This is a genomic window from Ensifer sp., assembly GCF_035999135.1.
Taxonomy (GTDB): domain Bacteria; phylum Pseudomonadota; class Alphaproteobacteria; order Rhizobiales; family Rhizobiaceae; genus Ensifer.
In genome coordinates this window covers 20,523-28,410 of record NZ_DASYGZ010000092.1, presented here as the reverse complement: position 1 = coordinate 28,410, position 7,888 = coordinate 20,523, and the positions used below count along the sequence as shown (strand labels likewise).

The window sequence follows — 7,888 nt, the reverse complement described above, 5'->3', positions numbered from 1 at the left end:
GCCCTGTTCGGCGGCCTTGTTGCCCCCAAGCCGATGCTCGATGTCAACGCGCTCTCCGACCACATGAAGAGAGACATGGGTTTCATGGATGTTCATGGGGCGCATCGCGACGACGAGGAGGCCATGGCCGCCGCTCGCCGCCTGCTGAGCATCAATGAGCTGCCGCGAATCTAGGTGCGGGATCGATGGCCGTCAGGCGTTGCGAAGACGCTCGACGGCCATCAGCACACGCTCCGGTGTTGCCGGGGCATCGAGCCTGGGGCACTCGCGGTAACCGACGACACTGGCGACTGCCATCGACAGGGCTTCCAGAACCGAGATAGGCAGCATGAAGGGCGGCTCTCCAACCGCCTTGGAGCGGCCGATGGTTTTCTCGGCATTGCTCGACCACTCGGCCAGTTTGACGTTGAAGACCTTCGGCCGGTCGGAAGCGAGCGGGATCTTGTAGGTCGAGGGGGCGTGAGTGCGAAGCCTGCCCTTGTCGTCCCACCAGAGCTCTTCCGTCGTCAGCCAGCCCATGCCTTGCACGAAGCCGCCCTCGATCTGGCCGATGTCGATCGCAGGATTGAGCGAGCGGCCGACATCGTGCAGCACATCGACGCGGTCGACCATGTATTCGCCGGTCAAGGTGTCGATCGAAACTTCCGAAACCGACGCGCCGTAGGCGTAATAATAGAAGGGCGTGCCGCGGCCGCTGGCGCGGTCCCAGTGGATCTTCGGGGTCTTGTAGTAGCCGGCGGCCGAAAGCTGGATGCGGCCCATATAGGCCTGCTTGATGAATTCGGGGAAGGGGATCAGCTCTTCGCCGATCTTCACGTGGTTGGGCACGAAGCTGACATGATCAGGCGTCGTCTGCCAGCGCTCGCAGGCAAAGGCGACCAGCCGCTCCTTGATCTGGCGCGCGGCGTCATGGGCGGCCATGCCGTTCAGGTCCGAGCCCGAGGAGGCCGCGGTCGCCGAGGTGTTCGGCACCTTGCCCGTGGTCGTCGCGGTGATGCGGACGCGATCGAGATCGACCTGGAAACTGTCGGCGATCACCTGCGCCACCTTGATGTAGAGCCCCTGGCCCATTTCCGTGCCGCCGTGGTTCAGGTGGATCGAGCCGTCCTGGTAGATGTGCACCAGCGCGCCGGCCTGGTTGAAGGCCGTCAGCGTGAAGGAAATGCCGAACTTGACCGGCGTCAGCGCGATGCCCTTGCGGATGACGCGGCTCGTCCTGTTGAAGTCGATGATCGCCTGGCGACGCGCCTGATAGTCCGCGCTTTCCTCCAGCTCGGCGACGATCTGCGCGATGATGTTGTCTTCGACCTGCTGGTGATAGGGCGTGACGTCGCGACCGGAACCCTTTTCGCCATAGAAATTCAGCTTGCGGATGTCGAGCGGATCCTTGCCGAGCTGATAGGCGATCTCCTCGATGATGCGCTCGCCGCCGACCATGCCTTGAGGACCGCCGAAGCCGCGATAGGCGGTGTTGGACACCGTGTTGGTCTTCAGCGGTTGCGAGGTAAGCTTCACGTGCGGGTAGAAGTAAGAACTGTCGGCATGAAACAGCGCGCGGTCGGTGACGGGGCCTGAGAGGTCTGACGAGTAGCCGCAGCGCGCCGCATAATTGGCGTGGACCGCATGGATGCGACCATCGTCGTCATAGCCGACATCATAATCGACCAGGAAGTCGTGGCGCTTGCCGGTCGCCGCCATGTCTTCGTCTCGATCCGGCCGGAACTTGACGGCGCGATTGAGCCTCTTCGCCGCAACTGCGGCAATGGCCGCGAACTGGTTGCCCTGCGTTTCCTTGCCACCGAAGCCGCCGCCCATGCGACGTACGTTGACGGTCACTGCATTGGAGGGCACGCCGAGCACGTGCGAGACCATGTGCTGGATCTCGCTCGGGTGCTGGGTCGAGGACCAGACGGTGACCTCATCGTCCTCGCCGGGGATGGCAAGGGCAATATGGCCTTCGAGATAAAAATGCTCCTGGCCGCCGATGCGCATCTGCCCCTTGAGCCGGCGCGGCGCTTTTTCGAGTTCGGCCTCGGCGTCGCCGCGCTGCAAGGTCAAGGGCTGCGTCACCAGTTCGCCGCCGCGGGCGACGGCGTCGAGAATGTCGGTGAAATGCGGCAGGTCGCGATAGGTGATCTTGGCCAGCCTTGCTGCCCGTCGCGCGATGTCGCGGGTCTCGGCGATCACGGCAAAGACGGGCTGGCCGTGAAACTGCACGAGCCCATCGGCAAGCACCGGTTCATCGTGCAGGTGGCTCGGGCTGATGTCGTTGGAATGCGGCATGTCGTTCGCCGTCAGCACGCAGACGACGCCGGGTGCAGCAAGGACAGCCGACAGGTCCATGGCGGTGATCTCGGCATGCGCCCGGTCGGTCATGCCGAGCGCGCCATGAAGCGTACCTGCGGGTTCGGGCATGTCGTCGATATAATCGGCCGTGCCGGAGACGTGCTTGTGGGCGCTGTCGTGGCGCTGCGAGACATGCATCTCGCCGCGGATCGCCTTGCGTTCCTCGAAGGTGGACTTGTCCATGATTACCTCTCTCCAGCGGCGTAGCGCACGAGTTGTGCGGGTTCTCCACCGCATTCCAGGAAGAAACGCATCAAGAGGTTTTTCGCCGCAAGCATGCGATAGTCGCTGGTGGCGCGCCAGTCGGTGAGCGGCTGGTAGTCTGTCTCGAAGGCGGCTTGCGCAGCCAGAACCGTCTCCTCGCTCCAGGGCTTGCCGATCAGTGCGGCCTCGACGCTCGTGGCGCGCTTCGGCGTGGCGGCCATGCCGCCAAAGGCGATTCGGGCGGAGCGGACCACGCCATTGTCCACCGATATCCGGAACGCGCCGAGCAGCGCGGAGATATCCTCGTCGCGGCGCTTGGAGATCTTGTAGGCGGCAAAGAGATCATCCGCCGGCAGGCGCGGTACGAAAATGCTCTCGACGAATTCGCCGGGCTTACGGTCCTGCTTGCCATAGGCGATGAAGAAGGTCTCGAGTGGCAACGTCCGACGCCCCATGGTCGAGCGCAAGGTCACCGTCGCGTCGAGCACGATCAGGGGCGGCGGGCTGTCGCCGATCGGCGAGCCGTTGGCGATGTTGCCGCCGATCGTGCCCATGTTGCGCACCTGTTCGCCGCCGATGCGGTTGATGAGCGCGCCGAGGCCGGGGAAGGTCCGGCTCAGGGCGTCATAGGCCATGCTGTAGCTGACGCCGGCGCCGATGGTCAGGCCATCCGCGGTCTCCTCGACTTGCTGCAACTCGGCGATGCCGTTGATGAAAATCACCGGGTTGATCGGCCGCATCTGCTTGGTCACCCAGAGGCCGACATCGGTGGAGCCGGCAACGACCGTCGCGCCGGGATTGTCCGCAAGTGCGGTCGCCAGGCCTTCTCCGTTCGCCGGCACGATCAGACAGTGCTCGCCCTGTCGGACGGTGATGGTCTCGGCCGGTGTCAGCGCCTTCAGCCTGATGGTGATCGTTTCGCGCTCGCGGGTGATCGGGTCGAAGATTTCGGAAGGCCGCGTCTCGGCGGCCGCTTCCGCGGCGCGCACGATCGGCTCGTAGCCGGTGCAGCGACAGAGGTTGCCTTGCAGGGCCTTCTCGATGTCGGCGCGATCAGGACTGTCGTTGCCGAGCCAGAGGCCATAGAGCGACATGACGAAACCCGGGGTGCAGAAGCCGCATTGCGAACCGTGGAAGTCCACCATCGCCTGCTGGACCGGGTGCAGGGTCCCGTCCTTAGCAAGATGTTCGACCGTGACCACATGGGTCGCCTGCAGCGAGCCCAGGAAACGGATGCAGGCGTTGACGCTTTCATAAACGAGCCTGCCGCCGGCGATCCGGCCGACGAGCACGGTGCAGGCGCCGCAGTCGCCCTCGGCGCAGCCTTCCTTGGTGCCGGTCAGCCGGCGTTCGAGCCTGAGGTAGTCGAGCAGCGTCGCGGTCGGCGCGATATCGGAAAGTGAGACCTCGCGGTCGTTGAGGATGAAGCTGATCGATCCGTTCGGCTGGGGCATGCCATTCATTCCCTGCTGCTGCATACGTCCTGAAATCACTTTGATCTTAGGTGGTTATGCAGAAAAGCAAAGGGCCGAACGGAGTTTTGCACGCGATGCGGGCAGCGCTCGGTCGTCAAGCCGGCGCTGCCGAGATCGCGGCAAAGGTCGGGCGTTATTGCGCCGTCCAGCCGCCGTCCATCGACACGTGCGTGCCGGTGATCTGTGCCGCATCCTCGCCGGCAAGATAGACCGCAAGGGCCGCGACCTGCTCGACGGTGATGAACTTCTTGGTCGGCTGGCCCTTCAGCATCACGTCGTTGATCACCTGCTGTTCGGTGATGCCGCGCGTGCGCGCCTGGTCGGGGATCTGTTTTTCGACGAGCGGCGTCAGCACGTAGCCCGGGCAGATCGAATTGGCGGTAATGCCGCTTTCGGCAACCTCGAGCGCAACCGTCTTCGTCAGACCGAGGACGCCGTGCTTGGCGGCGACATAGGCCGCCTTGAAGGGGGAGGCGACGAGACCATGGGCCGAGGCGATGTTGATGATGCGGCCCCAGCCTTTCGCCTTCATGCCGGGAATGGCGGCGCGGATCGTGTGGAAGGCGGAAGAAAGGTTGATCGCGATGATGCGGTCCCACTGCTCGACCGGGAAATCCTCGACCTTCTCGACATACTGGATGCCGGCATTGTTGACGAGAATGTCGACGCTGCCGAAGCGCGCCGAGGCCGTGGCGATCAGGTCGGCGATCTCGGCGGGCCTGGTCATGTCGGCGCCATGATAGAGCACCGTTCCGCTCGTCAGCGCGCCAACTTCGTCCGTTGCCTTTTTGATCTCGTCGGGGCTGCCGAAGCCGTTGAGAACGATGTTGGCGCCGCCCTTGGCAAACGCCTTGGCGATCGCAAGCCCGATGCCGCTCGTCGAACCGGTGATGACCGCTGTTTTCGTCATTGTCGCTCTCTCCCTTTGCAGCGCCGCGGACCAATTTTGTTGCGGCGCAGCAGCGTCAGCCTACGCGTAAAACGACTGACCTGACAATTGTGTTTTTGGGCTTTGGGTCACAGACTTGCCGAGGGGATTCGTGACGCCGTCTGGTTGCGTTTTGTTTTCGTTTGACATTCGTTTTGCCATCGTATTGAAGTTTTCGAAATGAGATCCTGTCCTCGAGGCGGGTGAATAAACATGCGTGTGGCCGGGGAGGGGCATATGGGCGGATATATTCTCGCGATCGATCAGGGTACGACCTCGAGCCGGGCGATCGTCTTCGACGGCCAGCAGAAGGTGGTCGGCGTCGGCCAGAAGGAATTCCGGCAGTTTTTCCCCAAATCCGGCTGGGTCGAGCATGATCCGGAGGAAATCTGGCAGACGGTTGTTACGACCGTCGAGCAAGCGATCGCGAAGGCCGGCATCAAGGCCGGCGACATCTCGGGCATCGGCATCACCAACCAGCGCGAAACCGTCGTCGTCTGGGACCGCGAGACCGGCAACCCGATCCACAACGCTATCGTCTGGCAGGACCGCCGCACCGCTTCCTATTGCGACCGACTGAAAAAGCAGGGGCTGGAAAAGACCTTCACCAGGAAGACCGGCCTTCTGCTCGACCCTTATTTCTCCGGCACCAAGCTCAACTGGCTTCTGACCAATGTCGACAGGGCTCAGCAGCGCGCCGCCAGGGGCGAGCTTTGCTTCGGCACCATCGACACGTTCCTCATCTGGCGGCTGACGGGCGGGAAGTCCTTCGTGACCGATGCCACCAATGCCTCGCGCACCTTGCTCTACAACATCTCGGAGAACGCCTGGGACGACGAGCTCCTGAAAATCCTGAAGGTGCCGCGCGCCATGCTGCCCGAAGTCAAGGATTGCGCCGCCGATTTCGGCGTTACCGATCCCAAGCTTTTCGGCGCGGCGATCCCGATCCTCGGTGTTGCCGGCGACCAGCAGGCGGCGACCATCGGCCAGGCCTGCTTCAAGCCGGGCATGCTGAAATCCACCTATGGCACCGGCTGCTTCGCGCTGCTCAACACCGGCAAGGACATGGTTCGTTCGAAGAACCGGCTGTTGACGACGATCGCCTACCGGCTCGACGGCGAGACCATCTATGCGCTGGAAGGCTCGATCTTCGTTGCCGGTGCTGCGGTACAGTGGCTGCGCGACGGGTTGAAGGTGATCAAGGCCGCACCCGATACCGGCGGGCTTGCCGAAAGTGCTGACCCGACGCAGGAGGTCTATCTGGTGCCGGCCTTCACCGGCCTTGGCGCGCCGCACTGGGATCCGGATGCGCGCGGCGCGATCTTCGGCATGACCCGCAACACCGGGCCTGCCGAGTTTGCCCGCGCAGCGCTCGAGGCCGTCTGCTATCAGACGCGCGACCTGCTGGAAGCGATGCACAAGGACTGGCGCAACAACGGCAAGGAAACGGTGCTGCGTGTCGACGGCGGCATGGTCGCATCCGACTGGACGATGCAGCGTCTGTCCGATCTGCTCGACGCGCCGGTCGACCGGCCGGTCATTCTGGAGACGACCGCGCTCGGCGTCGCCTGGCTTGCCGGCAGCCGCGCCGGCGTCTGGCCGAAGCAGGAAGACTTCGCCAAATCCTGGGCCCGCGACCGCCGCTTCGAACCGGCGATGGATGATAAGACGCGCAAGACGAAGCTGAAAGGCTGGCGCAACGCCGTCAAGCGCACGCTGAGCTAGCGGCTCGCGCCCCGTTTTCATCCGGCCTCGCCTACGATCTGACACAGGATCCAATCATGCTCGCTTGAGAAACACAGCGTTTCCCGGATGAGCATTTGCTGCCCACCCGCGCGCCAACTATCTGTTGTGACAACACAAACAGGACGGGCACCATGGAACTCGGGCTTTACACATTTGCGGATGTCGATCCGAATGCGGCAGACAAGGGCAGGGAAGGTCAGCGTCGCCTCGATAACCTTCTTGCGGAGATCGAGCTTGCCGATCAGGTCGGCCTCGACGTCTTCGGGCTGGGTGAACACCACCGGCCGGACTACGCGGCGTCAGCGCCGGCGGTGATCCTTGCCGCTGCCGCGGCCAGGACGAAGACCATCCGGCTGACCAGCGCCGTGACGGTCCTGAGCTCCGACGATCCGGTGCGGGTGTTCCAGCAGTTTTCGACGCTGGACCTGATTTCCGGTGGGCGCGCCGAAATCATGGCCGGTCGCGGGTCGTTCATCGAGTCCTTCCCGCTCTTCGGCCAGTCGCTCGACGATTACGACCAGCTCTTTGCCGAGAAACTCGATCTCTTGATGGCGGTGCGCGAGAGCGAGAAGGTTTCGTGGACGGGCGAGATGCGCCCGGCAGTCCATGATCGCGGCGTCTATCCGCGGCCGCTTCAGGATGTGCTGCCGCTCTGGATCGCCGTTGGCGGCACGCCGCAGTCGGTGGCACGCGCCGGCGCGCTCGGCCTGCCGGTGGCGCTGGCGATCATCGGCGGCGAGCCGCGCCGGTTCGCGCCGCTGTTCGATCTCTACCGCGAGGCCGCGCGCCGTGCCGGCCAGGATGCGGGCAAGCTGAAAACCAGCATCAACGTGCACGGCTTCATCGCCGACACATCAGATCTTGCCGCCGACCAGTTCTACGGTCCGCAAGCCGAGGTGATGAACCGCATCGGCCGTGAACGCGGCTGGGGACCGACCAACCGGGCGCATTTCGACCAGGCGCGCAGCCCGACCGGCAACCTCTTCCTCGGCGATCCGGAAACGGTGGCGGAAAAGATCGTCGAGAACTGGAAGCTGTTCCGCAACGATCGCTTCCTGTTGCAGATGGCGATCGGGCCGATGCCGCACGACCAGATCATGCGCGGCATCGAGCTCTATGGCACCAAGGTCGCGCCGCTGGTGCGCAAGGCGGTTGCAGAAGAGAAAGCGGCGGCAGCCGTCTGACAGCC

The 7,888-nt window shown here is 63.8% G+C and carries 5 protein-coding genes; 2 read left to right on the top strand and 3 right to left on the bottom strand.

Translation table 11 applies throughout. The features are described from left to right. Positions 1–192: 192 nt before the first annotated feature. The 3 genes from xdhB to VGO12_RS11010 all read right to left on the bottom strand — a co-directional run bounded on the left by xdhB (position 193) and on the right by VGO12_RS11010 (position 4,935). The gene (gene xdhB / locus VGO12_RS11020; protein WP_327512792.1) at positions 193–2,529 is read right to left on the bottom strand and encodes a xanthine dehydrogenase molybdopterin binding subunit; all 2,337 of its coding nucleotides are present in this window, start codon (positions 2,527–2,529) and stop codon (positions 193–195) included. Positions 2,530–2,531: 2 nt separating this feature from the next. Then, on the bottom strand, positions 2,532–4,004 hold the full coding sequence (xdhA, locus tag VGO12_RS11015) for a xanthine dehydrogenase small subunit (protein WP_327512791.1): 1,473 nt from the start codon (positions 4,002–4,004) through the stop codon (positions 2,532–2,534). A gap of 154 nt (positions 4,005–4,158) precedes the next feature. Further along, entirely contained in the window at positions 4,159–4,935 is a 777-nt protein-coding gene (locus tag VGO12_RS11010; RefSeq protein WP_327512790.1) for a 3-hydroxybutyrate dehydrogenase, read from the bottom strand. Between the two features lie 255 nt (positions 4,936–5,190). Between VGO12_RS11010 and glpK the strand changes: the two genes are divergently transcribed. Together glpK and VGO12_RS11000 are read left to right on the top strand one after the other, a co-directional pair. After that, positions 5,191–6,678, top strand: a complete 1,488-nt coding sequence (gene glpK, locus VGO12_RS11005; RefSeq protein WP_327512789.1) for a glycerol kinase GlpK — start codon at positions 5,191–5,193, stop codon at positions 6,676–6,678. Between the two features lie 152 nt (positions 6,679–6,830). Beyond that, positions 6,831–7,883, top strand: coding sequence for an LLM class flavin-dependent oxidoreductase (locus VGO12_RS11000; RefSeq protein ID WP_327512788.1), 1,053 nt, complete (start codon positions 6,831–6,833; stop codon positions 7,881–7,883). The last annotated feature ends 5 nt before the right edge of the window (positions 7,884–7,888 follow it).

What these genes read in the sequence shown, in the direction of transcription:
- xdhB (WP_327512792.1), bottom strand. Translation starts at nt 2,529, where the DNA reads ATGGACAAGTCCACCTTCGAGGAACGCAAGGCGATCCGCGGCGAGATG.
- xdhA (WP_327512791.1), bottom strand. Translation starts at nt 4,004, where the DNA reads ATGCCCCAGCCGAACGGATCGATCAGCTTCATCCTCAACGACCGCGAG.
- VGO12_RS11010 (WP_327512790.1), bottom strand. Translation starts at nt 4,935, where the DNA reads ATGACGAAAACAGCGGTCATCACCGGTTCGACGAGCGGCATCGGGCTT.
- glpK (WP_327512789.1), top strand. Translation starts at nt 5,191, where the DNA reads ATGGGCGGATATATTCTCGCGATCGATCAGGGTACGACCTCGAGCCGG.
- VGO12_RS11000 (WP_327512788.1), top strand. Translation starts at nt 6,831, where the DNA reads ATGGAACTCGGGCTTTACACATTTGCGGATGTCGATCCGAATGCGGCA.